Raw genomic sequence first — 23,751 nt, 5'->3', positions numbered from 1 at the left:
AATCGCTCCCCGCCGCCAACCAAAGAAATGAAAAACAACCGGTAATTCCGGCGTTTCCTGCTTGCCAAAAGTGAGAAAACGGTCGGTCAGGAATAGAACACTCCTGACCGACCGTTTTCAAGTTTTTTCATAGGTGGATGGCTACTCGTAAGTGGATTTTACCCACTTTTGGGACAGCCCCCTTACTAACGTTACCGGGAGCCCTTCTCGTACGGCACGCCCGACGCCAGCGGCGCCGTGGCGCGTCCGATGAAGGACACGAGCACGATCAAGGTCAGCGCGTACGGCAGCATGGAGATGATGTCCAGCGGCACGTGTCCGAGCCCGATGTACGGAAGCAAGAATTTGACGGCGGTCACGACGCCGAAGAAGGCTGCGGCCGCGACGGCGCCGATCGGATGCCACTTTCCGAAGATGAGCGCCGCCAGAGCGATGTAGCCTTGGCCCGCCACCGTCGAATGCGAGAAGCTCGCCGTCGTCGTGAGCGCCAGCGTCGCGCCGCCCATGGCGGCGAACGCGCCGCTCGTCAGCACGGCCATATAACGGACGAGGTAGACGTTCACGCCGGCTGTATCGGCCGCCTTCGGGTGTTCCCCGACGGCGCGGATCCGAAGGCCCCACGGCGTCTTGAACAAGATATACCATGTGACGAGCATGAGCGCGAGGACGATGTACGTCGTCGGGTACGCTTCGAAGAAGGCGTGCCCGAAAAACGGGATGTCCGATAGGAACGGGATTTGCACTTTCGCGATCATTAAGCTCGTGCCGCCGCTCGCCAGGTTCGGCGATTGGCCCTGGCCGTCGAAAATCAGCTTCGTCAGGTATAAGCCGAGTCCGACCGCGAGGAAGTTGAGCGCCACCCCGCTGATCGTCTGATCGGCCTTATACGTGACGGACGCGACGGCATGCGGCAGCGCGAAGATCGCGCCCGCGACGGCCGCGGCGATGAAGCCGATCCACGGCGAGCCGGCGAAGTAGGTGACGACCGCGCCGGTGAAGGCGCCGATCGTCATCATGCCTTCGATGGCGATGTTGACGACGCCGGATCGTTCGGACCAGAGGCCGCCGAGCGCGCCGAACATAAGCGCCGTAGCGTACACGAGGGTGATATGAATTAAGTCGCTGCCGATGTCCCAGCCGCTCATCTAGGCCGCCTCCTTCCGCTGCTTCCGGGCGCGAAACCAACGCGTCACCGGCTTGATGATGCCGCTCGCCGCCAGGAAGAAGATAATCAACGCGATGACGATGTTGACGAGCTCCGGCGGTACGTTCGCGCCGAACTTCATGCCGGCCGCTCCGAACGTTAGGATGCCCATCAGGACGGCGCCTAGCACGGTGCCGAACGCGGCCGTGCCGCCGATCATGGCGACGGCGATGCCTTGGAAGCCGTACCCCGGCGATACCGTAAGCACGGACTGGTAATGGAACACGCCGAGCACCTCGACGGCGCCGGCGATGCCGGCGAACGCGCCGCTGATCGCCATCGCCCGGACGATGCCGCCGTTGACGTTCATGCCGGCGTACTGCGCGGCGTGCCGATTGAAGCCGACCGCTCGCAGCTCGAAGCCGCCCTTCGTCCGGAACAAGTAATAATGGAAGAACACGGCGCAGAGCAGGGCGATGACGAAGCCGAAGCTAAGCCGCGCGTTGCTGAACAGCTCGGTGACGAACGGAATGTTCAAGTACGACGTCTCCGCGACGGCGACCGAACGCTGCTGGCCGGCCGGCAGGAAGAACGTCTTGACCATGTAATTCACGAAGAAGAGCGCGATCCAGTTCAGCATGATCGACGTGATGACCTCGTGAACGCCGCGCTTCGCCTTGGCGTAGCCGACGAGGGCGCCCCAGAACGCGCCCGCGAGCGCGCCGGCGGCGACGGCCGCGGCGGCGTGCAGCACCGTCGGCAGGAACGTCCATTCGACGCCGACGTAGAGCGACGCCAACGAGCCGACGAGAAACTGTCCTTCGGCGCCGATGTTGAACAGGCCCGTTCGGAACGCGAAGGCGACGGCGAGACCCGTCAGGATGAGCGGCGTAATTTGGCGGATCGTCTCCCCGAAGTTGTACATGCTGCCGAACGCCTTATTGAGCAGCGCCCGGTAAGCGGCGATCGGATCGTAGCCGCCTAGCAGCATGATGACCGCGCCGAGCGCGAGGCCGAGGACGATGGCGATCAGCGGCAGGAAGAAGACGTCGGTATTACGTTCTTTCGCGTTCATCGCGCCGCTCCCTCCTTCGCGTTCGCGCCGGCCATCATGAGACCGAGCTCCTTCTCGTCCGTCTTCGACGGCTCGACGATGCCGACCAGCTTCCCTTCATAGATGACGCCGATTCGGTCGGACAGCGACATGATCTCTTCCAGCTCGAGCGAGATAAGCAGGACCGCCTTGCCTTGGTCCCGCTGCTCGACGAGACGGCGGTGAATGAATTCGATCGCGCCGACGTCGAGCCCCCGCGTCGGCTGGGCGGCGATCAGCACGTCCGGATTCGCGTCGACCTCGCGGGCGATGATGATCTTCTGCTGATTGCCGCCGGAGAGCGCGCGCGCCTTCGTCCGTTCGTCGGGCGTACGCACGTCGAACTGGCGGATAAGCTCCCGCGCCTTCTCGTAAATTCGGCCGTACTGGAGCAGGCCGGACTTCAAAAACTTCGGCGCGTAATAATCCTTCAGCGCCATGTTCTCCCCGATGTCGAAGTCGAGCACGAGGCCGCGCTTGTGGCGGTCCTCCGGAATGTATCCGACGCCCGCTTCGGAAATCGAGCGAGGAGAGGCGCCGGCGATCGGCTTCCCCTTGAGCAGCACTTCGCCGCCGGTCGGCTTCGACAGTCCCGTAAGCACTTCGACGAGCTCCTTCTGGCCGTTGCCGTCGACGCCCGCGATGCCGAAAATTTCGCCCGCGCGCAGCTCGAACGACAGCCCGTCCAACGCTTTAACGCCGCGATCGTCGGCGAGCGTGACGTTCCGCGCCTCGAGCATCGTCTCGGTATAAACCGTGTCCTTCTTCTGAACCTGGAAGCTGACTTCGCGGCCGACCATCTTCTCGGCCAATTCGTCGGGATTGCTTCCCGCGACGGGCAGCGAATCGACGACCTTGCCGCGCCGAATGATCGTTACCGTGTCGCAAACCTGCATGATTTCCTTGAGCTTATGCGTAATGAGGATAATCGTCTTGCCCGAAGCGACCAGCGACTTCATGATCGCCAGCAGTTCCTGGATTTCTTGCGGGGTAAGGACGGCGGTCGGTTCGTCGAAAATGAGAATGTCGGCGCCGCGATACAACGTTTTCAAAATTTCCACGCGTTGCTGCTGTCCGACGGAGATGTCCTCGATCAGGGCGTCGGGATCGACGGCGAGGCCGTATTTCTGCGACAGCGCCCGCACTTCCTCGGCGGCTTTGCGCTGGTCGAGCTGAATGCCGTTCTTCGTCTTCTCCGCGCCTAACATGATGTTTTCCGTGACGGTAAAGTTATGGACGAGCATGAAGTGCTGGTGCACCATGCCGATGCCGAGCTCGCCGGCGACGTTCGGATTCGTAATGGCGACCGGCTTTTCGTTGATCCGGATTTCGCCTTCGTCGGGCTGATACAAGCCGAACAAGATGTTCATCAGCGTCGACTTGCCGGCGCCGTTCTCGCCGAGCAGCGCGTGGATGCTGCCCTTCTTCACGCGCAGGTGGATATCGTCGTTCGCGACGATCCCGGGAAACCGCTTCGTAATGCCGATCATCTCGACTACGAAATTCGGCGTTTGGGCCATTCGAGTTTCACCCCTAGAACATACAAGAATCGATTCGTAACGCGGTACCTGTGAAGCCATTGTAACAAACAAAAAGGCTAGCGCAAACTAGCCTTCTCGTTTGATGGATGCTTATGGAATTGCGTACCGGCGTCGCTTATTCAACCGGCGTTTCCGGTACGACGATTTCGCCGTTCTTGATCTTGTCGCTGAACTCTTGCACCTTCGCGAGCACGTCCGCCGGAACGTTCGGGTTGTTCTCCGGAAGGCCGACGCCGTTCTCCGCGATGCCGAGGTTGACGATGCCCGGCGTGAAGGAACCGTCTACGAGCGATTGGGAAACCGTCTGCATCGCTTGATCGACGCGCTTCATCATCGACGTGAGCGTGATTTCGTTGCCGAACGTGATCGATTGGTCCTTGTCTACGCCGATGACCCAGACGTTCTTGCCTGCGGCCTTTTGCTCTTGCGCTTCGTTAAATACGCCGTCGCCCGTCGCGCCGGCCGCGTGGAAGATGATGTCCGCGCCTTGGTTGTACATCGTGGCGGCAGCCGCTTTGCCTTGGTCCGCGGCCGCGAAGGAGCCAGTGTAGTTCTCGATGACTTCCGCGTCCGGGTTCACCGCTTTGATGCCTTCGCGGAAGCCCGCTTCGAAGCGCTGGATGACCGGAATGTCGATGCCGCCGACGAAGCCGATCTTGTTCGACTCGGTCATGAGACCGGCGACGACGCCGACGAGGAACGCGCCCTCATGCTCTTTGAACGTGACGGATGCGACGTTCGGAGCGTCGACGACGCCGTCGATGATCGCGAATTTCGCGTCCGGGTTTTGGTTCGCGACTTCGAGCATCGCGTCTTGCAGCAGGAAGCCGATCCCCCAGATAAGGTCCCAACCTTCTTGTACGAATTGGTTCAGGTTCGGAATGTAATCCGAATCTTGCGCAGATTGCAAATAGTTGTATTCAATTCCGGATGCGTCCCCGAATGCCTTCAAGCCTTCCCAAGCGGACTGGTTGAACGAGTTATCGTTAACGCCGCCGAAGTCCGTGACCATACCGATCTTGATGTCGCTCTTCGCCGGTTGTTCGGCCGCAGGAGTTTCGGCTGCCGGCGTCTCGGCCGCAGGCTGCTCCGCCGCAGGCGTCTCGTCCGCCGGTTGCTCGGCGTTGCCGCCGCCGCAAGCCGCGAGCATCGTCGCCGCGAGCGTGAAAATCATCGTAAGCGAAAGCCATTTTTTCATTGAATCCATTACCCCCGTTTAGAAATTATAAAAATTTTGGTTAAGCACATGAGTTGGAGTCGTTCCCGAAAAAGCTACCTACATCATTCGCTGGTATGTAAGCAATTATGCGAAAAAGAGTGGTTCACACCTCCTGATTCGTTGGTCATGCAATGGGAACAACAATGATTTGTACAGTGGTTATTATACTATACATTTTTTCTTTTACAAGAACGGAAAGTCGACAGCATTCGAGAAAAAATCCGGGGAAAACACGAATGTTTCCGAATGACTTAAAGATAACGTTCGCCTTTTCCTCATTTTCATCCCTTTATTGACCTATGGTTAGTCCCGGCGGCGCGAAAAAATCCCCTGGAGCCTACGCGATGACGTCAGGCGCATGTCATTCAAGGCGGATTCGTGAACGTTATTCTCTGCGGAACAAGCCCATGACGCCTACCGTTTCGACCATATTGACGAACGCGTTCGGGTCGATGTCGCGCACCGTCTTCAGCAATCCTTGAAGCTCGTATCGCGTCGTTACCGTCATGAGCATGTGGTTATCGCTCTGGGAATATCCGCCCTGGGTCTTGATGACGGTGACGCCGCGCGGCACGGCCAACAGCTTCGCGAGCATCTCGTCTTTCTTGGTCGAGACGATGAACGCCGTGATTTTCACATGCCTCGTATGCACGACGTCGATCACCTTGCCGGTGACAAAGATCGAGACGGTCGAATATAATGCCAAATCCCAATTGCGTTCCATGAGCCCTAGCGCGACGATGACGACCCCGTTAAGTCCGAATAGAAACTCGCCTAAAGGGAAATCGTACTTGCGCAGCACGATAGAGCCGATGATATCGAAGCCGCCCGTCGAGCCTCCCGCGCGGAACGACAAGCCCGTGCCGATGCCGACGAGGACGCCGCCGAAGACGGACGCGATCGTCGGGTCCTGATTGAACCGGGTCTCGGGGATGAGCTGCATCGCGACGACGGTCGCGATGACGGAGAGGAAGCTGAGGACCACGAAGCGCTTGCCGATAAGCACCCACCCCCAAATAAAAAGGGGCAGATTTAACACAAGATATAACCATCCGATATTCCAATGCGCAACGTATCCGATCAGCATGGAGATGCCGGACACTCCGCCGCTTAACAGCTGGTGGGGGATCAGGAACCCGTTGAAACCTGCCGCGATCAGGACGGCCCCGCCGATGATGGATAGGCACTCCCGAACCGTTCTTGCCCGTGTCGTCACTTGAATGTCACCTCTAGAATTATTATGAGACGTTTCCCATTCCGCCAAACTGGAAATGAAAACTTTTCATATGCTATAATAGGGGTTATATTCTTAAGTGCGCTAGTATTTTCCGCATAGGAAAATGCTTTTTTTTCGGGTAGTGTGCCCGGTCTAATGGAAATTCGGCTCGAGGGAGAAGTACCTGCGTGTCTGGTCTGAAGCGGCTTAAGAGTATCGTTCGCAGACCATATTGGTAAAGGAGTTTGAAGCAAATTTGAAAACGTTCAGCGAATTCGGCCTGGAGGCGAAAGTCCTTAGGGCCATCACGGAGATGGGGTTCGAGGAGTCGACCCCGATCCAGGAGAAGGCGATTCCGATCGCGCTCGAAGGCCGCGACTTGATCGGCCAAGCGCAAACCGGCACGGGGAAGACGGCGGCGTTCGCGATTCCGCTCATCCAGACGATCGACCCGTCCGAAGAGAAGGTCGCCGCTCTCATCATGTGTCCGACGCGGGAACTCGCGATCCAGGTCGCCGACGAAATCGGCAAGCTGGCACGGTTTAAAGGGATCAACACGCTGCCGATCTACGGCGGTCAAGACATCGGCCGGCAAATCCGGGCGTTGAAGAAGCGGCCTGGGCCGCAAGTCGTCATCGGTACGCCGGGGCGTCTGCAGGATCACATTAATCGGAAAACGCTGAAGCTCGACGACGTTCGTTTCGTCGTGCTCGACGAAGCCGACGAGATGCTCGACATGGGCTTCTTGGAGGATATCCAGGCGATCCTTACGTCCGTGCCCGAAGAGCGGCAGACGATGCTGTTTTCGGCGACGATGCCGTCGAACATTCAGCGACTTGCGCAGCAGTTCTTGAAAAATCCGAAGCACGTCTCGGTCGTTCCGAAGCAAGTGAGCGCGCCGCTCATCCAGCAGTCTTACATCGAGGTGCACGAACGCGGTAAATTCGACGCGCTGTGCCGCTTGCTCGACATGGAGTCGCCGGAGCTCGCGATCATCTTCGGCCGGACGAAGCGCCGCGTCGACGAGCTGTCCGAGGCGCTGCAGAAGCGCGGCTATTCCGCGGACGGTCTGCACGGCGACCTGTCCCAGAACATGCGCGACGCCGTCATGCGGAAGTTCCGCGACGGAAGCATCGACGTGCTCGTGGCGACGGACGTCGCGGCGCGCGGCCTCGACGTCTCGGGCGTCACGCACGTCATCAATTTCGATTTGCCGCAGGATCCGGAATCCTACGTGCACCGGATCGGCCGTACGGGCCGCGCCGGCAAGGAAGGCACCGCTTGGTCGTTCGTCACGCCTCGCGAGATCGACCACCTGCACTTCATCGAGAAGATTACGCGCCATAAGATTCCGAAGCGGAACGTGCCGACGATCGCCGAGGCGATCGAAGGCAAGCAGAAGATCGTGGCGGAGCGCATCCTTGAAATCGTGCAGAACGAAGATTTCAACGAATTCAAGGGCACGGCGATTCAGATGCTGGAGCAATTCGACAGCGTGCACTTGATCGCGGCGGCGATGAAGCTGCTCACGGGCGGCGAGAAGAAAGACGTCGAAGTCGCGCTCACGCCGGAAGATCCGATTCGCGCGAAGAAGCGCAAGCCGGACGTACGCGGCTCCGGTCGCCGCGTAGGCGGCGGGTACGGCGGCGGCGGCTACGGCGGTCGCAGCGGCGGCGGCGAGCGTCGCTACGGCGGCGGTGGCGGCGGCGAGCGCCGTTACGGCGGCGGCGGCGATCGCGGCGGGTACGGCGGCGGCGATCGCGGCGGCTATGGCGGCGGCAGCAGCCGGAACGGCGGCAACGGCGGGTACGGCGACCGTCCGAACTACGGCGGACGTCGTCCGGTCGGCGCGGGCACGCGTTCCCGCAGCGACGACGGCGGCGGGGATCAATAAGAAGCAGGGAACGAAACCGCTCCGGAGTTTTCCCGGAGCGGTTTCTTTTCCGCTTTTTCGGACATTCCCTTGTGACTCGCCCTTCACGAAGTGTATGATAGAAGAAAACTTGGCAGGAGAGGTTGCTACGTGGAATTTCGCGGACTGATGGGCGGGTTTTATCGCATCTCGGAGTGGATCATGCGCTTGTCGGTGACCAACGTATTGTGGATTGTTACGGCGTTCCCTGTATTTTTCTTCGTGCTGAACTTGTTCGTCGCGACGGACGAACAGCAGGTTCAGGCGTTCTTGCTGGCGATCGCCGTCCTCGCGCCGTTCACGCTGTTTCCGTCGACGTCCGCGATGTTCGCGCTCGCGCGCAAGTGGGTGACGGGAGACGGGGACGTCCCGCTGCTGAAGACGTTCTTCCGGTCGTATAAGGAGAATTATCTACAGAGCATGATCGGCGGCATTTTCTTTATGGTGCTGCTGACCGTCCTGTTTTTTAATTTCCGCTTCTATGCGGGACAGACGGGGTATACCGGTCTGCTGGCGTACTTGTTCATCGCGCTGACGGTCATGGCGTTCCTCGCGGTGTTCAACTTCTTCTGCATTATCGTGCACCTGCATATGAAGACGCTTCAATTAATCAAGAACGCGCTGCTCATTACGATCGGTCAACCGGTTCGTACGGTGCTGATCGGCGTCTCGAACGTCGTCGTGCTGTACATCAGCATTTTCCAATTTACGTTCCTGCTGCCGTTCTTCACGGGCAGCCTGATCGCGATCGTGACGTTCTGGCACTTCCACAACGGCTTCCGCAAGATCATGACGAAGCAGGAAGAGCTCGAGGCGAAGCGCGCGGAGCAGGCGGAACAAGCGGCGGCGGAGGCCGATGCGGAGAACGGTCAAGCCGGCCGGTAAATTCGAGCGAAAGTACCGGGATGTTCCGTTTACTTTCCCTCCGGATATGGATATAATAAAGCTACAACAAAACAACCTGCGATGTACGTTACGGAATATTTGTTTTGAACCAATGATTGTTTCCCGGGAGTCTCATATGGTCGTCGTGGCTGGCATGCCCTCGCGAAGGGACGTCAAAAGCGCGCTGCGGACACCCACCTGCGATAGCAGGTTTCGAAACAGATTTCCAACGGCATAGGCGGGTTTTTTTGTGCCTTGAATCATGCATACGTTCGCCCGATTTTTACATACTAAGGGGACGACAGCATGACTCGGGAGGCGGAACTGATGAAGGAACAGGAACGTTCGCGGCGGCCGAGAGGCCGCCTTTTTTGGTTGGTTAAGGTGGCGATGTGCGCCGCGCTGCTCGCGGCCGGCGTCGCCGTCGCGCCGCAGCCGATTCTTTCGTTCGCGGAATGGTATTGGATCATGGAGCAGGGCGATACCGGGGACGACGTCGCGGAGCTGCAGTCGCGGCTGCGGTTCCTAGGGTTCTATGGGGGCATCGTCGACGGCAGCTTCGGCAGCGGCACGCGAACGGCGGTCGTCGGCTTCCAACGCGAGTTCGGCCTGCCGGCGGACGGACGGGTCGGCCCGCAGACGAAGCTGAAGCTGGGCAACGCAACGAAAGGGTGGAACTCTTCGTACTTGGCCGAATACGTCGCCGGCGGCAGCGCGCCGAGGCGCAACGCGAGCGCCGGGTCGCCGACGAAGTCGACGTCCGGCTTCAGCCGCGAGGACCTGATGATCCTCGCGCGAACCGTCCACGGCGAAGCGCGCGGGGAGCCGTACGAAGGGCAAGTCGCCGTCGCCGCCGTCGTGCTCAACCGCATTAACAACCCGGCGTTCCCGAACACGATCTCGGGCGTCGTCTTCCAACCGGGGGCGTTCACCGCGGTCGACGACGGTCAAATTTGGCTCGAGCCGAACGAGTCGGCGCACAAGGCCGTCAACGACGCGTTGAACGGCTGGGACCCGTCCGGCGGCGCGATGTATTATTTCAATCCGGTGACCGCGACGTCGAAGTGGATTTGGAGCCGGCCGCAGATTAAACGGATCGGGAAACACATTTTCTGTATGTAGCGGAGCCTCTTGTCGACGTTCGTCGCCGATTTTTTTCCGGATTCCGGTTTGCCGGATCGTGCCAAGTAGTGGTAAGATGGTTAAAGTAGTTTGGCAACGGGTGCGGAGAACCAAGGGGGGAACGGTTTTGTTAAAGAGAACGCTCATCGGACTGATCCGCAGTCACGAGCAGACGGGGGAGAAAGCGACCCGGCCGGAATTGAAGACGAGGTACTATAAGCTGTCTCGCGATAAGCTGTGGGAAGAGGTCATCTCGATCCTCAAGAAGAAACCGGGGTATAAGCTGCTGCATGAGGTGAAGAACGTCGGGGAGATCGTGCTCGAGAAGCGAACGGTCACCGGACGAGTGCAGGATATCACGTTGACGGTATTTTCGCTCAACCCGTTGAAATCCGCTATCGACATCTATTCGGCGTCGCGCGGCTCGCTAGGCGATCTCGGCTCGAACTACCGTACGATCCTGGACATCTTCAAGTCGATCGACGCGAAGCTGAAGGAACATAAAATCTCGAACTAGGAAGAGGGCTGCGGCCTTCTTTTTTTTTGCGCAAAAAAAAACCGCCCCGCGGACGGGACGGCCTATGGCAGAAATTTATTGCAGCGCGCGGACGGCTTCCAACGCCGCTTCGTAATTCGGATGCTCGGTCATCTCGGACAAGTATTCGACGTAAGCGATCTTGTCGTTCTGATCGATGACGAAGATCGAACGCATCAAGAGGCGCAGTTCCTTGATATGTACGCCGTACGCGTCGCCGAAGGAGACGTTCTTGTAATCCGACAGCATCGTGACTTTGTCGATGCCGGCGGCCCCGCACCAGCGGCCTTGCGCCATCGGCAGGTCGTTGGAGATCGTAATGACGACGACGTTGTCGCCGAGCTTCGACGCTTCTTCGTTGAAGCGGCGCGTCTGCGCGTCGCATACGCCCGTGTCGATCGAAGGAACGACGCTGACGAGCTTGATTTTGCCCGCGAAATCCTTCAGGGATGCGGAATCGACGAGACTTTTATTTACGGTGAAATCGGGAGCTTGGTCGCCCGCTTTCAATTCGGGACCCACCAACGTCAGCGGGTTGCCCTTCAGCGTAGCTACTCCGGTTCTTTCGACTGCCATTTCATAATTCCTCCTCATCGACATTTCTTGTAAACACCTTTTATATTATATAATGGTGGGAAAGGCAAAGTCCAACGACGGGAGAGGAGCCGATACCCCTTATGTTTCTTAGGTACGAAAACTTTCGCGAATATATTCGCTTTTATCCCGTAAACACGATCATCCTCGCGATTTGCGTCGTCGCGCATGTCGGATTCGCCGCCGCGGCGTCGGCGTACGGCGTGCCGGCACCGATTTTGAAGCAAATATTCGGCGGATTCGTGAAGAGTCTGGAGCAGGGCATCGTTCCCGAATATTGGCGTTATATATCGTCGGCGTTCCTGCATGCCGACTTCGGACATCTTCTGTTCAACGGCTTCGCGATTTTCGTGTTCGCGCCGCCGCTGGAACGGGCGCTCGGACCGATGCGGTACGCGGTGTTGTTTTTATTTTCCGCCGTCATGGGCAACATCTTCACGAACTTCTATGCCGGCGAAGTATTCTCGCTCGGCGCCAGCGGCGCCGTCTACGGCATCTTCGGCGCGTACGTGTACTACATGATCTTCCACCGCAAAGCGATGGATCCGCAGTCGAAGAAGACGATCCAGACGATCCTGATCGTGGGCGTCGTCTACTCCATCGTCGTGCCGCACGTGAATTTGTACGCGCACTTGGGCGGGTTCGTCGGCGGCTTGATTCTGAACGGGCTGTACACCAAAGTATTGCAAGGACGGTATCGCTGACATGGAGCTGCGACAATTGCAATACTTCATTACCGTGGCGCGCCTCGAGCACGTGACGCACGCCGCGGAGTCGCTGCGCGTCGCGCAATCCGCGGTCAGCCGTCAGATCCATCAGCTCGAGGAGGAGCTGGGCGTGGCGCTGTTTTCGCCGAAGGGGCGGAACCTGCAGCTGACGCCGGCCGGCAAGCTGTTCATGAGCCGCGCGGAGACGATTCTGACCGATCTCGATCGGGCGGTGCTCGACCTGCAGGAGTTCATGAATCCGGAAGCGGGCGAAATCCGCATCGGCTTCCCGCACAGCCTCGGCATCCATCTGCTGCCGAGCGTCATCGCGGAATATCGAGCCGAGCATCCGAACGTGAAATTCGTGCTGAAGCAAGGCACGTATCACGTGCTCATTCGGGAATTGCTCGAGGGAGAGATCGATCTCGCCTTCATCTCCCCGTTCCCGAAGGAGCGCGAGGAAGTGGAAGGGGAGCTGCTGCTGACGGAGGAGCTGAAGATCATTCTGCCGCCTAACCACCTGTTGGCGCGACATACGACGATTCGGCTGGAGCAGCTGAAGGACGACTCGTTCGTCATGTTCAGCGAGAGCTATTCATTGCGTTCGATCGTGCTGGAAGCGTGCCGGAAGGCGGGGTTCTCTCCGCGCATAGGCTTCGAGGGCGAGGAGATGGATACGATCCGCGGACTCGTGGCCGCCGGCCTCGGCGTCAGTCTGCTGCCGGAGATGGCGCTCATCGAGACGAGCCCCATGATGCCGGTGAGCGTGCGGGTGACGGAGCCGCAGGTGCTGCGTACGATCGGGCTGATTCGCCGGCGAGGGGAGAAGCTGCCGCTCGTCGCCGAGGCGTTCCGCAATTTCGTCATACGACATATGGATACGAAGAATCGCCTTCCCTGACATGAAAAAAGAATGGGCTGTCCCAAAAGTGGGTAAAATCCACTTCCTATGAAAAACTTGAAAACGGTCGGGCAGGAGGTCTATTCCTGACCGACCGTTTTCGCTTTTTGGCTTATTGCTGTTCGCTTAAGGAGGTTATGGGCGAGTGAAAGCCACCCGACCTCCAAGCTCGCTTGTGGCAAGCTTCGAAGCAGGAAACGCCGGAATCCAAATACACTCTCCACCTCGACCATGCGGCGGACAGACAGTTCCCTTCATTCCTCGCTGCGGAGTTTTTCGTTTTACAGAAGCGCGAGCCGGAACCCCGTACCCCCTCCCGCTAAGAGCATGATTGTAAAAAGAAGGAGCCGCCCCTAAGTCGTTTTACGACTTTTGGGACAGCCCCTTCTTTAAGGAAAGCGGTTTTTATTCGTCGTTGTTGCTGCCGAGGAAGATCATGACGAACTTCACCAGCTCGAGCAAGGAAATGAGCGCGGCGGCGACGTACGTCAGCGCAGCGGCGTTCAGCACCTTCGCGACGCCGCGTTCCTCTTCGTTCGAGATGAACCCTTCGGACACCATCAATTCGCGGGCCCGGGAGCTGGCGTTAAATTCGACCGGCAGCGTGACGAGCTGGAACGCGACGGCGGCCGAGAAGAAGATGATACCGATCAGCACGAGATTCATGGCCCCGAAGATGAAGCCGGCGATCAGCAGCAGCGGCGCGACGCCCGACGTGAAATTCACGAGCGGGAACATCCGGTGACGGAGCACCAACGCCGGATAAGCGTACTTGTGTTGAATGGCATGGCCGACTTCGTGGCAAGCGACGGACACGGCGGATACGGAGCTCTCGTAATACACCGGCTCGGACAACCGGACGACGCGGTGGATCGGGTCGTAGTGATCCGACAGCACGCCGCGGACCGGTTCGATCGGAACGTCGTGCAAGCCGTTGTTGTCGAGCATGCGGCGGGCCGCTTCGTATCCGGTCAAGCCGCTGCTGATGCCGACGGACGACCACTTCTTGAACGTGCCCTTCACGCGGAACTGCGCCCAGATCGAGACGAAGAACGCGATGATGATCAGGAAATCCATGGGGTGAAAGAACATGTCGTGAAACCCTCCGTTTCTAAAATATACAGTAACCCACCGACGGGACGCGGAATCGCCGGTTACATCAATGGACCCTTGCCGATCAACAGCAGCAAAGCTTCGATGCATGCAGCCGTCTGGGGCGACAACGACTTGAGCAAGTTGCGCGCCTGCTTCGGCTTCAGCTGCTCGAGAATCGGCGCGATCGCCTTCGCTTCGCGTTCGAGCTGCATCATATGCAGCTGAAGCGCCGTAAGTCGATCGGTCACGGCTTCCTCGGACGATACCTTCCCGTTCTTCAGCAACAGATCTTTAATCTCTTCTAATGAAAGCTTCTGCTGCTTCAACCATTCGATACGTTTCAGCTGCTGCAAGGTTTCGTTTCCGTACAGGCGATAATTGGTCGTGGAGCGTTCGGTCGGTTCGATCAGACCGATCTTCGTGTAGTAATCGATCGTACGAGGGCTAACCTCGCAGAGCGCCGCCAATTCCCCGATTTTGAAAAGCTTCTTATCCCCACCTGCATCACCTCGCACTAGAAATCGGTTATCTTACATTATTTCTATGATAACGAACCCGAAAGCATACAGTCAAACGTTATGGTTTCGAAAAGGCGGGACAAATTTGTGAACGACCCGGCCAAGCCTGGAATGTAAATTTACCTCACACATATTATATTGAGGAGTGCATTAAAAAGGCTTCTATGTTATCCATGTTAAGTTTTTTGTGAATTTGAAAAAAACTATTGTCAATGTAGTACTTCCTGCTTATAATGACATTAAGGTTTTCAAAACGTGTTAGATTAATTAACACAAACGAGGAGTGGTCGCTGTGTTGAAAAAGGTACTGACTGCAGTTGGCGCGATGAGCTTATTGTTCCCGACGCTCGCCTTCGCGTCCGAAGGGCCGTCGAGCACGATGCTTGACATGGGTCTCAACACGATTTGGTTGATGTTATCATTCATCTTAGTGCTTCTGATGCAGGGCGGCTTTATTCTTCTCGAGACGGGCTCCACTCGAATGAAGAACGCCGGTCACGTCGCAGGCAAGACGATCTTTACGGTCGGCCTCGGCACGCTGGTGTTCTGGGCGGTCGGGTACGGCTTCATCTGGGGCGAAAACTCCAACGCCTTCTTCGCCACCGGCAGCTTCTTCTTCTCCCCGCCGATCGGCGCCGAAGAAGGGTATCCGGCTTCCATCGATTTCTTGTTCCAGCTCGCGTTCGCGATGATCTCCCTGACGATCGCCTTCGGCGGCTTCGCGGAACGCGCCAAACTGTCGGTCTACGTCTTGTTCTCGATCTTGTTCACGGCGCTGGTGTATCCGATCATCGCGCACTGGATCTGGGGCGGCGGCTGGTTGACGGGCCACAAGCAGGACTTCGCCGGTTCCACCGTCGTTCACTTGACGGGCGCCGCAGCCGCTCTTGCGGCGACGATGCTGCTCAAGCCGCGGATCGGCAAGTTCAACAAAGACGGTACGGCCAACGAAATTCACGGTCACAACCAAGTATTCACGGCCCTCGGCGTATTGCTCCTGTGGGTTGGCTGGTTCGGATTTAACGCAGGTTCGACGTTGTCCGTAGGCGACGGCTTCCTCGGTTACGTCGGCTTCACGACGATCATCGCGACGGGCGCAGGCGCCGTAGCGGCTATGTTCATCTCCTGGCTGTCCACGGGGAAGGCGGACATCACAACGACGCTGAACGGTACGCTCGCCGGCTTGGTCGCCATCACCGCGTCTTGCGCGTTCGTCGATCCTTGGGCTGCGGTCGTCATCGGTTTGATCGCAGGCGTATTGGTATACGGCAGCATGAAGATGTTCGAGAAGCTGAAGATCGACGATCCGATCTACGCATTGTCCGTACACGGCGTCGTCGGGATCTGGGGCACGCTCTCCAACGGGATCTTCGCTTCCCCGGCGCTCGTCGAGCGCGTCGGCGTCGGCGAAGCGGGTCTGATCTACTCGGGCAGCTTCAGCCAGCTGTGGGTTCAATTCTACGGCGTCGTCATATCCGGTCTGTTCGCCTTCGTAGTATCTTACATTTTGCTCCTCATCATTAAAGCGATCGTCGGCCTCCGCGTCACGGAAGAGCAAGAGATCGTCGGTCTTGACCTCAGCGAGCACGGCGTGTACGGTTATCCTGAGCAAATGAAAAAGACGACCCTCAACGGCTGATTCGCCGGGAAGGTACGCGACGATTTCAACGACAAGGAGCTGGCGCCGGCATGCATCAGTGGTTGGAAAAAGAGCGCGAAGCGTCGCAAGCGTCGGCCTTGGCCGACCTGCGATCGCTCAGAGACGACGTCCACGATGCATTCGGCGCCTCTATGACGGGCGGCGTCGAAGCGGCGGAGACGATCAACCGGCTGCACGACGCCTTCATCCGCAGATCGTTAGCCATTGCCGAAGAACGGGTTCGAGCGTCCTATCCGGGCGTTCCGCCCGTTTCTTCGTTTGCGGTGTTGCTCTTCGGCAGCGGAGGAAGGAAAGAGCAGACGCTGTGGAGCGATCAGGATAACGGGATCGTCTACGAGCCGAAGTCGGGGGCCGATCCCGCGGAGGCGGAACGGTACATGGGCGAGCTCGGCGAAGCGTTCCGCGCTTCGCTCGAGACGGTCGGATACCCGCCTTGCGAAGGCGGCGTGCTCGTTACGAATCCGGCCTGGCGCCGAACGACGACCGCCTGGCGAGAGACGCTGCATTCGTGGATCGAGACGCCCGAGTTCGAGACGGTGCGGCATCTGTTGATCATGGCCGACGCGCGTCCGATCTACGGCAATGAATTTCTGGCGTCCGCGCTGCGAACCGAGCTCGCGAGCCGGATCGAGGCGCATCGTTCGACGATATTGCCTCGCATGGTTCAGAACACCTTGCGTTATAAGGTATTGGTCGGGTTCCTCGGCAATCTGCTGACGGAGCCGTACGGGGAGGACGCCGGCGGCATCGACATCAAATACGGCGCTTACATTCCGATGGTGAATGCGATTCGGCTGCTCTCCCTCGCGCATCGCATTCCGGCGACGTCGACGCTGGAGCGGATCGACGCGCTCGCGCAGTGCGAGGGCATGCGGCCCGATCTGGTTCGGGATTGGAAGGAGGCGTTCCGCACGGTGCTGAAGTTCCGGGCGATGACGCCGTTCCGCATCGAGGACGGCAAGTATACGACGAGAGGCGTTTTATCCGCGAAGCTGCTCACGAAAGACGTGAAGCGAGAGTTGAAGGACGCCTTGCGCGTCGGCGCGGAGCTGCAGCGCAGGGTGAAGAAGACGTTCGGTACGGAGGGGCATCTATGAAGGATCAGAATCGACCCCCGACGGGCATGTGGTCTCTGTATAAGATGGGCGGCATCACGCCGGCGATCAACTCCGTCTTTAATCCGCAGAACGCGCAGCAGATGGCGTTCCTTCGGCAGGTCATGAAGCGGCAGCGGAAGGACTTCATTATGGAGACGCCGTTATCCGAGGTCGAGGTCGTCGTGTTCGACCTCGAGACGACGGGGTTCCATGCGGGCGGCGGGGACGAAATTTTGTCGTTCGGGGCGATCGCGGTGAAGGGCGACGAAATCCGCGAGGAGGAGACGTTCTATACGCTCGTCAACCCGGAGCGTTCGATTCCTCCGAACATCGAGACGCTGACGGGCATAACGGCGGACGATGTCCGCGAGGCGCCGAGCGTGATGGACGGACTGCGGCGGTTTTTCGAATTCGTGGATCGGCGCATTCTCGTGGCGCATGCATCGGCGCACGACAAGCAATTCTTGAATGCGGCGTTATGGCGAACCTCGAAGGTACACATGACGCACCGGGTGCTGGACACGATCATGATCGCGAAGTGGCTGGAGCCGAAGCGGCAGGACTATTCGCTGGACGCGCTGCTCGAGGAGCACGGCATCCCGGTGACGGTCCGCCACCACGCGTTGGAGGATTCCCGCATGACCGCGCGCCTTTGGGTGTCGTTCCTAAGGCGCGTGCAGGATCGGAACATCCATACGCTCGGGGAATTATACGCGTATTTAAGCCAAACGTAAGACGCTCCATCGCGAAAACGAAGCCCCTCCGTTCGGTCGATCCCGGCCGATGAGGGGCTCTTCCTGTATCTTATGCTTTCTGAGGCTTGCGTGCGATGTTCGGCTCGGGCCTGACGAGGAAAAACACGAGGCAGAGCGCAATTAGCGCCAACGCGGAAAGCATGATGAAGACGATGTTTTCGTTCTGTTCCATTAAGTATCCGATTAACGGCGGACCGGCGGCGACCCCGAGAAACCGAAGGCTGTTGTAGATCGAGGTGATCATCCCCCGCTGGCTCTTCTGGACGGAACCGGTGATCATCGTATTGAGACACGGAAGCAGCAAGCCGGTTCCTACGCTGCTTAGGGTAATGAGACTCATGAACATGATCAGGTGCTCCTTGTTCCAGACGAGCGTTAATCCGAGCGACACGGTGGACAGCGTCAGTCCGATATTCATGAGCCAACGCATCAGCGTCCCGTTCTTCTTAATGACGGCGCCCGTCGTGTACGAGGTGATGACGAGTCCCGCGAGCGGGATGGCGAGCACGAGTCCCTTGATGACGCCGTCGAGGTTATACGGCTTCTCCTCCAATATTTCGGACAAATAAAACAAAATGCCGAACAAGGTAAACAAGGCGAGGCTGCCCGCGAAAAACGACGTCACGAGCCAACGACCCTTTTCCTTAATAATCGAGCCGACCGTGCGCAAATATTGTCCGACCGGTTCCTTCTTGCTCGTCTTCTCCTTCGGCTCCTTGATCAGGAACATCACGGCGAGCAGCGACAGGACGCAGAAAATCGGGAACGCGAAGAACGGCGCGTGCCATACGATCAACGCCAACGAGGCGCCGAGAATCGGACTGATGACCTTGCCGAACCCGTTGGACGCTTCCGTCAGCCCGAGCACCTTCGATTCCGTCGCGCCGTTATACATGTCCCCGACGAGCGCCATCGCGATCGGCGCCGTCCCGGCCGCCCCGAGTCCTTGCAGCGCCCGCGCCCAGATGACCACGCTGTAAGATCCCCATACCGCGCCGAAGCCCGCAAGAACGCCCGCCGACCCGTATACGATCAGCGCCGGGATGATGATGGCCTTCCGTCCGAAACGGTCGGACAAATATCCGACCACGGGAATGAAGACGCCGGCGGTAACCGAGAACAGCGTAATGACCAAGCTGCTCTTGAAATCGCTGATATTCATCTCGCGCTGCATGTCGGGCAGGATCGGCACCAGCATCGAGTTGCCCAGGACGAGCACTAGGGGAATGCTGGCGATCGCGATGAATTCCCAGATCTTGCCCTTGGCTCCCGCCTTGCCGCCTCCGCCCTTGGACGCGGCTTCGCGCGGATGTTCTTCCGCTTCCACATCGCTCTGGAACGTGATGTTCAGCTTGCGCGTCTTCGTCTTTTCCACTTCCGAATCGACTCCTCTGAAAGAAGAATGATCCTAATGTGCCCGGGGCAGGAAGGCGGCATTCGGGGAAACCGTTGGCAATCCGGGCGGGGCCGAGGGGTTGGAAGTTTTCCGAAGAAACGGGTAATATATATGGAAGGAAAGGGTGGGATCACATGAGGAAAACGGTGCTCGCGCTCGCGATCGTCATCCTGCTCGCGGGACTCGCGATCATTCAGCAGTTCGCGACGGCGCAGACGGCCGCGCTGCCGACGGAAGAAGCGCCGAAGATCGGTTATTTGGCCCCTTCGTTCGAGCTGAAGACGCTCGACGGCGGGACGCTCGGTATCGGCAGAGGCGAACGGGAGAAGCCCGTCATCGTCAACTTCTGGGCGTCTTGGTGCGATCCGTGCCGGATGGAGGCGCCGATCTTGTCGGATTTGTACGAGAAGTACAAGGACCGACTCGACATCTATGGCGTGAACGGACTCGAATACGACGAAATGACGAGCGTGCAAGCGTTCGTGAAACAATACAAATACGAATTCCCGACGCTGCTCGACGAGAAGAGCGCCGCGTTCAAGCTGTACCAAGTGCCTGGGTACCCGACGTCGTTCTTTATCGATCGGCGAGGCGTCGTACAGGATATCGTGGTCGGTCTTCCGGGGCACGAGGAATTCGAACGTCGATTGAAGAAGCTGCTGGAAAGCTAAACAAAGAGGCCGTCCTTCGGGGAGCGAATCGCGCTCCGAAAGACGGCCTTCCTCGTGTTTATGCGGTTAATGGTTCACGATGCCGATGCGTTCGTGCTTCTCTTCGCGATTGTCCAGCACGACCGTGCGTCCGATCAGCGCGTACCGAATGCTGTCGAGAATCGCTTCCCAGCTCGCTTCGATGACGTTCTCGCTGACGCCGACGGTGTTCCAGCTCGCATCGAAGTCGGACGATTCGATTAAGACTCGCACCTTCGCCGCGGTCGCATCCTTCTCGTTAATGACGCGCACCTTATAATCCGTAAGGTGAATGTCGCGGATGTCCGGGTAATACGTCTCAAGCGCCTTGCGCAGCGCGTTGTCGAGCGCGTTAACCGGCCCGTTGCCTTCCGCCGCCGTATACACCGTCTCGCCGTGGACCTTCACCTTGACGATCGCTTCGGACGCGACCGGATTGTCGCCGGTCTTCTCGACGAGCAGCTTGAACGACTCGATCGTAAAGACGTTCTCCTGCTTGTCGTAAGCTTTGCGGATGAGCAGCTCGAGCGAAGCGTCGGCCCCTTCGAATTGATACCCGCGATGCTCCATATCCTTGATCGTCTGGATGAGCCGCTTCGTCGATTCGTTCTCGAGGTCGAAGTCGAGGTTCATCTCCTGCGCCTTGAACACGAGATTGCTCTGGCCGGCGAGCTCCGAGACGAGCACTCGTTGGCGGTTGCCGACGAGCTCCGGCTCGATGTGCTCGTACGTCTTCGAGTGCCGAAGCACCGCCGAGACGTGGATGCCGCCCTTGTGCGCGAACGCCGCGCTGCCGACGTACGGCTGGTTGACCGGCATGCCGACGTTGGCGATCTCGCTGACGTACCTCGCCGCGCTCGTCAGCGTCGCGAGCTGTTCGTCGGAGACGCAGCGGTAGCCGCCGAGCTTCAGCTGCAGGTTCGGGATGACGGATACGAGGTTCGCGTTCCCGCACCGCTCGCCGAGGCCGTTGAACGTGCCTTGGACTTGTCTGGCGCCGGCTTGCACCGCCGCGAGCGAGTTGGCGACGCCGAGCTCGCAGTCGTTGTGCGCGTGGATGCCGATCGGCGTCTTCACGGAGGCGACGACGTCGGCGACGATCGCCGCAATTTCGCCGGGCATCGAGCCGCCGTTCGTATCGCACAGGACGATCCAGTCGGCGCCAGCCGCTTCCGCCTTGCGAATCGTCCCGAGCGCGTAATCTCTATTGTTCTTGTAGCCGTCGAAGAAGTGCTCGGCGTCGTAGATGACTTCGAGCCCTTGCTCCTTCAAGTAGCGGACGGAATCGTAAATCATCGCTTCGTTCTCTTCCAGCGTCGTCTGCAGCGCCGTCGTCACCTGGAAGTCCCAAGACTTGCCGAAGATCGTGGCGACGCGAACGCCCGATTCGAGAATGGCCTTCAGGTTGCCGTCCTCTTCGGGCTTCACGCCCTTGCGGCGCGTGCTGCCGAACGCGGTCACCTTCGCGTGCTTCAGGGAAAGCGAAGCGACCCGCTTGAAAAATTCGATGTCTTTCCCGTTGCTTCCCGGCCATCCGCCTTCGATATAATGAATGCCCAAGTCGTCCAACTTGGCGGCGATTTTCAACTTGTCTTCGACGGTAAGACTGACTCCCTCGCCTTGGGTCCCATCGCGTAACGTCGTGTCGAAGATCGTTACTTGTTGCGGCATTCCGGCGTCCTCCCTTGCTTATCCAAGTTTCCGTATTTGCAGCGATTTCGAATATTATAGCACGGTTTGCAAGGTTGGAATATCCTTTTTGCGCGAAGGGCGCGCGCTTGACCGGGCGGCGGGCCCGCGAGTATGCTGAAATCAGCAGCCTGGAGGAGCCGTTCGTTTGCAGGTTAGGGTGAGATGATGGTCAACGAAGACGCATATCCCAAGAGCGGGAGAGTTATATTGCATATCGACATGAACGCCTTCTATTGCTCCGTGCACGAGGCGGCGGAGCCGGAGCTGTACCGCGGCAAGCCGACGGCGGTCGCGGGCAGCGCGGAGGCGCGCAAGGGCATCGTCGTGACGTCGTCGTATCCGGCGCGGGCGAGAGGCGTCAAGACCGGCATGACCGTCCGGGAGGCGACGCGTTTGTGTCCCGGGCTGATTCTGCTGAAGCCCGACTTCGACTTGTATCGCAGCTATTCGCTTGCGTTCCTGCGCATCGTGGAGAGCGTGTCGCCGCTCGTCGAGCCGGTGTCGATCGACGAATGCTACGTCGATATTACCGGCTCCAAGCAGTTCGGTCCGCCTCTCGCGATCGCGGGCGAGCTGCAGCGGCGCATCCGCGAGGAGCTCGGCCTCCCGTGCTCGATCGGCGTCGCGCCGAACAAGCTGCTGGCGAAGACGGCGTCCGATATGAAGAAGCCGAACGGGCTGACGGTGCTGCGGCTGCGGGACGTGCCGAAGGCGCTTTGGCCTCGGCCCTGCGACGAGCTGCACGGCATCGGCTCGAAGACGGCCGCGAAGCTGGAACGGCTCGGCATCCGGACGCTCGGCGCGTTGGCCGAAGCCGAGGAAGCGTTCCTCGTCACGCACTTCGGCGTGAACGGCCATTGGCTGAAGCGCGCCGCCAACGGGCGGGACGACGCGCCGGTGAACGCCGAGCGGGAGCAGGCGAAGTCGGTCGGCCATACGGTGACGCTGCCGGAGGACGTCACGGAGCCGAACGAGGCGCGGAGGGTGCTGCTGAATTTGGCGGATCAGGTGACGCGGCGGCTCCGGCGCAAGGGGCTGATCGCCTCCACCGTTCAGATCACGATTCGCCGGCCGGACATGAAGACGATCACGCGAGCCGTCACGCTGCCGGCCCCGACGGACGAGGCGGCGGTCGTGCATCGGGCGGCTTGCGCGTTGTTCGAGAAGCATTGGCCCGACCGCGCGCCGGCGCGGCTGCTCGGCGTCGCCTGTCAAAACTTGCGCGAGAAGGAGGACGTGCCGATGCAGCTCGATCTGTTCGAGTATCGGGAGCAGCCGAAGAAGGCGGAGTTGACGACCGTTATGGACCGCATTCGGGACAAGTACGGAGAGAGCGCCATCTTGACGGCGGGCATGCTCGGCGACGATCCGGCTTCCCGCATCCGAAATAAGAAGGAACGAGGCACCTCGCTGCAGATGGATCATCTGGAAGGGAACGAAGAGGAATGAGCGAAAAAGAGACCCCGGTCATCGCGTTCGTCGGGCATCCGGACAGCGGGAAGACGACATTGGCATCGCAGGTGACGCGTTATTTTCATAATAGAGGATTGGAAGTTCTTTCGGTCGTGGAAGCGGACGCGGAGGACGACGCGATTCGCGAGAAGTTCGCGATCGCCGGCGCCGCCGAGGTCCGATTCGTCGCCGGTTCGGAAGGTCCCGCGGACGGAGCTTTCGATCCGGACCGACGGTTCGACGTCGTCGTCGCCGACGGCATGATCCGTTCCGGCGCGCCGAAGGTGTTCGTGTTCCGCACGGAAGAACAAGCCGCGCTGCTGACGGACGCGCTTGCGCCGGTCGTCGCCGCCGTGACGAAGGGGTCGTTTTCCAAAGATAACGACGCGGGCTTACCGGTATACTACTTTCATGAACTCGACGACCTGGTCGACGAGCTGGAACGCCGGTTCCTGCGAGGGGATTCGTCCGATATCGTTTGAATTTTGGGCCGGGTTGTATTATGATGACAAATGAGGCTTGCAACCA

The 23,751-nt window shown here is 59.2% G+C and carries 22 protein-coding genes, 1 other RNA gene and 1 pseudogene; 13 read left to right on the top strand and 11 right to left on the bottom strand.

Annotation, left to right across the window (positions count from 1 at the left end; genetic code table 11):
- Positions 1–191: 191 nt before the first annotated feature.
- From FE782_RS02620 to FE782_RS02600, 5 genes are all read right to left on the bottom strand, one after another.
- Positions 192–1,145: an ABC transporter permease gene (locus FE782_RS02620; protein WP_138192193.1), complete on the bottom strand. Its 954-nt coding sequence runs from the start codon at positions 1,143–1,145 to the stop codon at positions 192–194.
- Positions 1,146–2,219 carry an ABC transporter permease gene (locus FE782_RS02615; RefSeq protein ID WP_138192191.1) on the bottom strand — a complete coding sequence of 358 codons (1,074 nt, stop codon included), beginning with the start codon at positions 2,217–2,219 and terminating at the stop codon, positions 1,146–1,148.
- Positions 2,216–3,757 carry an ABC transporter ATP-binding protein gene (locus FE782_RS02610; protein ID WP_138192189.1) on the bottom strand — a complete coding sequence of 514 codons (1,542 nt, stop codon included), beginning with the start codon at positions 3,755–3,757 and terminating at the stop codon, positions 2,216–2,218. The genes FE782_RS02615 and FE782_RS02610 overlap by 4 nt, the downstream gene beginning before the upstream one ends.
- Positions 3,758–3,893: 136 nt before the next feature.
- The gene (locus tag FE782_RS02605; protein ID WP_138192187.1) at positions 3,894–4,976 is read right to left on the bottom strand and encodes a BMP family ABC transporter substrate-binding protein; all 1,083 of its coding nucleotides are present in this window, start codon (positions 4,974–4,976) and stop codon (positions 3,894–3,896) included.
- 406 nt (positions 4,977–5,382) lie between these two features.
- Positions 5,383–6,213 carry a YitT family protein gene (locus tag FE782_RS02600; protein ID WP_138192185.1) on the bottom strand — a complete coding sequence of 277 codons (831 nt, stop codon included), beginning with the start codon at positions 6,211–6,213 and terminating at the stop codon, positions 5,383–5,385.
- 256 nt (positions 6,214–6,469) lie between these two features.
- On the opposite strand from FE782_RS02600, the gene cshA reads away from it, so the two are divergent.
- From cshA to FE782_RS02575, 5 genes are all read left to right on the top strand, one after another.
- Complete coding sequence (cshA, locus tag FE782_RS02595) at positions 6,470–8,107, top strand: degradosome RNA helicase CshA (protein WP_138192183.1); 1,638 nt, start codon at positions 6,470–6,472, stop codon at positions 8,105–8,107.
- Positions 8,108–8,236: 129 nt separating this feature from the next.
- Entirely contained in the window at positions 8,237–9,010 is a 774-nt protein-coding gene (locus FE782_RS02590) for a YesL family protein (RefSeq protein WP_138192181.1), read from the top strand.
- Between the two features lie 70 nt (positions 9,011–9,080).
- Positions 9,081–9,259, top strand: a non-coding RNA gene (gene ssrS, locus FE782_RS02585) — 6S RNA.
- Between the two features lie 78 nt (positions 9,260–9,337).
- Positions 9,338–10,132: a spore cortex-lytic enzyme gene (gene sleB, locus FE782_RS02580; protein WP_238392309.1), complete on the top strand. Its 795-nt coding sequence runs from the start codon at positions 9,338–9,340 to the stop codon at positions 10,130–10,132.
- 127 nt (positions 10,133–10,259) lie between these two features.
- Positions 10,260–10,649: a DUF1499 domain-containing protein gene (locus FE782_RS02575; protein ID WP_138192179.1), complete on the top strand. Its 390-nt coding sequence runs from the start codon at positions 10,260–10,262 to the stop codon at positions 10,647–10,649.
- A gap of 75 nt (positions 10,650–10,724) precedes the next feature.
- Here the strand turns inward: FE782_RS02575 and tpx are convergent, their stop codons facing one another.
- On the bottom strand, positions 10,725–11,243 hold the full coding sequence (tpx, locus tag FE782_RS02570; protein ID WP_138192177.1) for a thiol peroxidase: 519 nt from the start codon (positions 11,241–11,243) through the stop codon (positions 10,725–10,727).
- 101 nt (positions 11,244–11,344) lie between these two features.
- Here tpx and FE782_RS02565 point away from each other — a divergent pair, with 101 nt between their 5' ends.
- Positions 11,345–11,965 (top strand): rhomboid family intramembrane serine protease, encoded by a 621-nt coding sequence (locus tag FE782_RS02565; protein WP_138192175.1) that lies wholly within the window; start codon positions 11,345–11,347, stop codon positions 11,963–11,965.
- A gap of 1 nt (position 11,966) precedes the next feature.
- On the top strand, positions 11,967–12,869 hold the full coding sequence (gene gltC, locus FE782_RS02560; RefSeq protein WP_138192173.1) for a glutamate biosynthesis transcriptional regulator GltC: 903 nt from the start codon (positions 11,967–11,969) through the stop codon (positions 12,867–12,869).
- A gap of 80 nt (positions 12,870–12,949) precedes the next feature.
- Here the strand turns inward: gltC and FE782_RS33395 are convergent.
- The 3 genes and pseudogenes from FE782_RS33395 to FE782_RS02545 all read right to left on the bottom strand — a co-directional run.
- Positions 12,950–13,117, bottom strand: a pseudogene (locus FE782_RS33395) (IS1182 family transposase); the annotation flags it as partial.
- 157 nt (positions 13,118–13,274) lie between these two features.
- Positions 13,275–13,961, bottom strand: a complete 687-nt coding sequence (locus tag FE782_RS02550; protein WP_138192171.1) for a zinc metallopeptidase — start codon at positions 13,959–13,961, stop codon at positions 13,275–13,277.
- Between the two features lie 62 nt (positions 13,962–14,023).
- Positions 14,024–14,479 (bottom strand): MerR family transcriptional regulator, encoded by a 456-nt coding sequence (locus FE782_RS02545; RefSeq protein ID WP_138192169.1) that lies wholly within the window; start codon positions 14,477–14,479, stop codon positions 14,024–14,026.
- A gap of 295 nt (positions 14,480–14,774) precedes the next feature.
- On the opposite strand from FE782_RS02545, the gene FE782_RS02540 reads away from it, so the two are divergent.
- From FE782_RS02540 to FE782_RS02530, 3 genes are read left to right on the top strand one after another with little or no spacing between them, the layout of a single operon-like run.
- The gene (locus tag FE782_RS02540; RefSeq protein ID WP_238392308.1) at positions 14,775–16,121 is read left to right on the top strand and encodes an ammonium transporter; all 1,347 of its coding nucleotides are present in this window, start codon (positions 14,775–14,777) and stop codon (positions 16,119–16,121) included.
- A 50-nt stretch (positions 16,122–16,171) separates the two neighbouring features.
- The gene (locus FE782_RS02535; RefSeq protein WP_138192167.1) at positions 16,172–17,239 is read left to right on the top strand and encodes a DUF294 nucleotidyltransferase-like domain-containing protein; all 1,068 of its coding nucleotides are present in this window, start codon (positions 16,172–16,174) and stop codon (positions 17,237–17,239) included.
- Positions 17,236–17,973, top strand: a complete 738-nt coding sequence (locus tag FE782_RS02530) for an exonuclease domain-containing protein (RefSeq protein ID WP_138192165.1) — start codon at positions 17,236–17,238, stop codon at positions 17,971–17,973. Before FE782_RS02535 ends, FE782_RS02530 begins: the two co-directional genes overlap by 4 nt.
- A 70-nt stretch (positions 17,974–18,043) precedes the next feature.
- Here the strand turns inward: FE782_RS02530 and FE782_RS02525 are convergent, their stop codons facing one another.
- On the bottom strand, positions 18,044–19,369 hold the full coding sequence (locus FE782_RS02525; protein ID WP_138192163.1) for an MFS transporter: 1,326 nt from the start codon (positions 19,367–19,369) through the stop codon (positions 18,044–18,046).
- A 155-nt stretch (positions 19,370–19,524) separates the two neighbouring features.
- Between FE782_RS02525 and FE782_RS02520 the strand changes: the two genes are divergently transcribed.
- The gene (locus FE782_RS02520) at positions 19,525–20,061 is read left to right on the top strand and encodes a TlpA family protein disulfide reductase (RefSeq protein ID WP_138192161.1); all 537 of its coding nucleotides are present in this window, start codon (positions 19,525–19,527) and stop codon (positions 20,059–20,061) included.
- A gap of 66 nt (positions 20,062–20,127) precedes the next feature.
- Here FE782_RS02520 and cimA read toward each other — a convergent pair whose 3' ends face one another.
- Positions 20,128–21,750: a citramalate synthase gene (gene cimA, locus FE782_RS02515; protein ID WP_138192159.1), complete on the bottom strand. Its 1,623-nt coding sequence runs from the start codon at positions 21,748–21,750 to the stop codon at positions 20,128–20,130.
- Positions 21,751–21,933: 183 nt separating this feature from the next.
- Here cimA and FE782_RS02510 point away from each other — a divergent pair, with 183 nt between their 5' ends.
- Positions 21,934–23,220 (top strand): DNA polymerase IV, encoded by a 1,287-nt coding sequence (locus FE782_RS02510; protein WP_138192157.1) that lies wholly within the window; start codon positions 21,934–21,936, stop codon positions 23,218–23,220.
- Entirely contained in the window at positions 23,217–23,705 is a 489-nt protein-coding gene (locus FE782_RS02505; protein WP_138192155.1) for a molybdopterin-guanine dinucleotide biosynthesis protein B, read from the top strand. The genes FE782_RS02510 and FE782_RS02505 overlap by 4 nt, the downstream gene beginning before the upstream one ends.
- The last annotated feature ends 46 nt before the right edge of the window (positions 23,706–23,751 follow it).

This window comes from Paenibacillus antri (genome assembly GCF_005765165.1).
In the GTDB taxonomy this organism is placed as follows: Bacteria; Bacillota; Bacilli; order Paenibacillales; family YIM-B00363; genus Paenibacillus_AE; species Paenibacillus_AE antri.
This window is presented reverse-complemented; position numbering and strand designations above follow the sequence as displayed.

Excerpts from the sequence above, each read along its gene's own strand:
- sleB (WP_238392309.1), top strand. The coding sequence starts at position 9,338 with ATGAAGGAACAGGAACGTTCGCGGCGGCCGAGAGGCCGCCTTTTTTGG.
- FE782_RS02565 (WP_138192175.1), top strand. The coding sequence starts at position 11,345 with ATGTTTCTTAGGTACGAAAACTTTCGCGAATATATTCGCTTTTATCCC.
- cimA (WP_138192159.1), bottom strand. The coding sequence starts at position 21,750 with ATGCCGCAACAAGTAACGATCTTCGACACGACGTTACGCGATGGGACC.
- tpx (WP_138192177.1), bottom strand. The coding sequence starts at position 11,243 with ATGGCAGTCGAAAGAACCGGAGTAGCTACGCTGAAGGGCAACCCGCTG.
- FE782_RS02530 (WP_138192165.1), top strand. The coding sequence starts at position 17,236 with ATGAAGGATCAGAATCGACCCCCGACGGGCATGTGGTCTCTGTATAAG.
- FE782_RS02550 (WP_138192171.1), bottom strand. The coding sequence starts at position 13,961 with ATGTTCTTTCACCCCATGGATTTCCTGATCATCATCGCGTTCTTCGTC.
- FE782_RS02610 (WP_138192189.1), bottom strand. The coding sequence starts at position 3,757 with ATGGCCCAAACGCCGAATTTCGTAGTCGAGATGATCGGCATTACGAAG.
- FE782_RS02605 (WP_138192187.1), bottom strand. The coding sequence starts at position 4,976 with ATGAAAAAATGGCTTTCGCTTACGATGATTTTCACGCTCGCGGCGACG.
- FE782_RS02510 (WP_138192157.1), top strand. The coding sequence starts at position 21,934 with ATGATGGTCAACGAAGACGCATATCCCAAGAGCGGGAGAGTTATATTG.
- FE782_RS02535 (WP_138192167.1), top strand. The coding sequence starts at position 16,172 with ATGCATCAGTGGTTGGAAAAAGAGCGCGAAGCGTCGCAAGCGTCGGCC.
- FE782_RS02620 (WP_138192193.1), bottom strand. The coding sequence starts at position 1,145 with ATGAGCGGCTGGGACATCGGCAGCGACTTAATTCATATCACCCTCGTG.
- FE782_RS02505 (WP_138192155.1), top strand. The coding sequence starts at position 23,217 with ATGAGCGAAAAAGAGACCCCGGTCATCGCGTTCGTCGGGCATCCGGAC.
- FE782_RS02520 (WP_138192161.1), top strand. The coding sequence starts at position 19,525 with ATGAGGAAAACGGTGCTCGCGCTCGCGATCGTCATCCTGCTCGCGGGA.
- gltC (WP_138192173.1), top strand. The coding sequence starts at position 11,967 with ATGGAGCTGCGACAATTGCAATACTTCATTACCGTGGCGCGCCTCGAG.
- FE782_RS02615 (WP_138192191.1), bottom strand. The coding sequence starts at position 2,219 with ATGAACGCGAAAGAACGTAATACCGACGTCTTCTTCCTGCCGCTGATC.